The following is a 2275-nucleotide window of genomic DNA, read 5'->3' on the forward strand; positions in this document are numbered from 1 at the left end:
CGCTCCTACTGCCATCGAAGTGATGAACCGCCACAAAGGAGAACACGGAGACTTCCTCTTCCCTTTCATGAGCACCGGCAAACTCAACGACCTCATTCGTGTCGGCCTCAAGAAAGCCGGCATTGAAAGAGTCGTTACCATTGTAAACCCTGTCACCAAGCAGTCAGAGCAGCATCCCATCTGTGACGTGGCCAGCTCACACATGGCCCGACGTACCTTCATCGGCAACCTCTATAAGAAAGTCAAAGACCCGAACCTTGTTGGCAAACTCTCAGGCCACTGCGAAGGCTCAAAGGCATTCGCTCGCTATCGTGACATCGATGACGATATGATCAAGGAAATGACCAACCTGCTGGACTAATACACGAGATACAAGAGGTTAATCTTCAGTGGTTGACCTCTTTTTTGTATATTTGTAGAACGATGGACAAGGACAGAACTTATCAAATAATCGATTCGATCAACCAGCTATCTGAAAAGGCAGCTGATATCCTCTATGAAGGATTGGAAGATGCTCAGCAAGCCTTCTTTAAGATTAGACCTTTTCTTGGAACATATTGCGGAGAAACACATACTCCAAACCAGATACTTGACCGGACAACCTTAAACAATTGCAGGCAGTACGTCAAATCCTGCCAGGATGGGTACTACTGTGCAATGGAATTTTTAGACATAGACATCGAACCGATAACGGAGATTGCAGAGGCACTCGAGGAGCAAGGCTTCAAGCTTGAAGCCGGACTCGTTTGGGAAGTCGTCAATACCGTATGCGAAGTACGGCAATGTGCAGGATTGTGGAAATAATAATAGCGGAAAAACATATAGTTCAAAGTATTTTCCGTATCTTCGCAAATAGTCCCGAATCAAAACAAGGGTAACATTTTATGGAATATACTTTGACAAAAGAAGCTGCGTCTCTATTCGAGAGCATCAAACACATCGACGAAAATGGCATTGAATTCTGGTATGGCCGTGAGCTCGCGCCATACCTCGGATATACTCAATGGCGCAACTTCGAAGCTGTCATTGAAAAAGCCAAAGAAGCCTGCAAATCGGCCACTGGTGATGTTCCAGCCAATTTTGCTGACGTCAGCAAAATAGTAAAAACCGGTGTTGCGGAGAAAGAAGTCCAGGATGTAAAACTGACTAGATACGCCTGCTATCTTATCGCGCAAAACGGTGATCCCAGAAAGAAAGAAATAGCCGAAGCCCAGACATACTTTGCTATCCAAACAAGGTATGCCGAGATTCAGCAGATGCAGGAATACAAGCATCTAACCACTGAAGAGGAAATGCGGCTCTTCCTTCGCCGTCAGATGAAGGAACATAACTCTCAGCTTGCAGATGCAGCAAAGAATGCCGGCGTAAAGGAACCTTGGGAATATGCCCGTTTCCAAAATGCCGGATACCAAGGATTATACAACGGGATGGATGAAGATGCCATTCACCGCCACAAAGGGCTTACGGAAAAGCAGAAGATTCTTGACCATATGGGCAGTACAGAACTTGCCGCCAATCTCTTCCGTGCCACACAGGCAGAAGAAAAACTCAGGAAAGAAAACATCAAGGGAAAGGCTCAGGCAAATGCTGTGCACTACAACGTAGGTGTTGAAGTCAGAAAAACCATTGAGCGCATCGGTGGCACAATGCCTGAAGACCTTCCTTCTGTTGAAAGCATCAAGATTGTGGAAAAGAAGCAGAAGCAGATAGAGAAAGCCAATCAGAAATTGATTGACTCCAAGAAAGATTCATAACGCTTATCTCAAACTTTATTACTATCTTCGTTTAGGAATCAGCGAGTTGCTTAAATAAACGCAAAGCAACTCCATGAAAATCTTCATCGACAATGGCCACGGCCAGTTTACCCCGGGCAAACGTTCTCCAGATGGGCAGCTCCGTGAAGCCTTCTTCAACCGCGAAATCGCAAGACGAATAGTCCTGGACCTTCAGGATCGAGGCTATGATGCCGAACTCCTCGTTCCAGAGGATGACGATATCTCCCTCAAGGAGCGCTGCCGGCGTGTCAACAGCTGGTGTCTGCTCCACGGCAAGCAGAATGCAATCCTTGTCAGCATCCACGTCAACGCCTACGGAAACGGCTCACAGTGGACGCAGCCGCACGGATGGAGCATTTATACTTCCAAAGGCAAGACAGCCGCAGATGCCCTCGCAACCTGCATATTCGAAGCCGCAAAGAAATACCTTCCCGATATGCAGATGCGCACCGACAACTCTGACGGAGACCCGGATTTCGAAGAGTCATTTTACATTTTGA

The 2275-nt window shown here is 46.9% G+C and carries 4 protein-coding genes; all 4 read left to right on the forward strand.

What is annotated here, in order from left to right:
• The coding region (locus AC06L3_RS06135) for a site-specific integrase (RefSeq protein WP_475669739.1) at window positions 1–361 on the forward strand (361 nt) is incomplete at its 5' end.
• Between the two features lie 62 nt (window positions 362–423).
• On the forward strand, window positions 424–804 hold the full coding sequence (locus AC06L3_RS06140) for a hypothetical protein (protein WP_475669740.1): 381 nt from the start codon (window positions 424–426) through the stop codon (window positions 802–804).
• Between the two features lie 80 nt (window positions 805–884).
• The gene (gene dinD, locus AC06L3_RS06145; protein WP_475669741.1) at window positions 885–1754 is read left to right on the forward strand and encodes a DNA damage-inducible protein D; all 870 of its coding nucleotides are present in this window, start codon (window positions 885–887) and stop codon (window positions 1752–1754) included.
• Between the two features lie 73 nt (window positions 1755–1827).
• Window positions 1828–2275, forward strand: a 448-nt coding sequence (locus AC06L3_RS06150; RefSeq protein WP_475669742.1) for an N-acetylmuramoyl-L-alanine amidase, incomplete at its 3' end; no start/stop codon positions are given.

Source organism: Candidatus Egerieousia sp. (genome assembly GCF_056211015.1).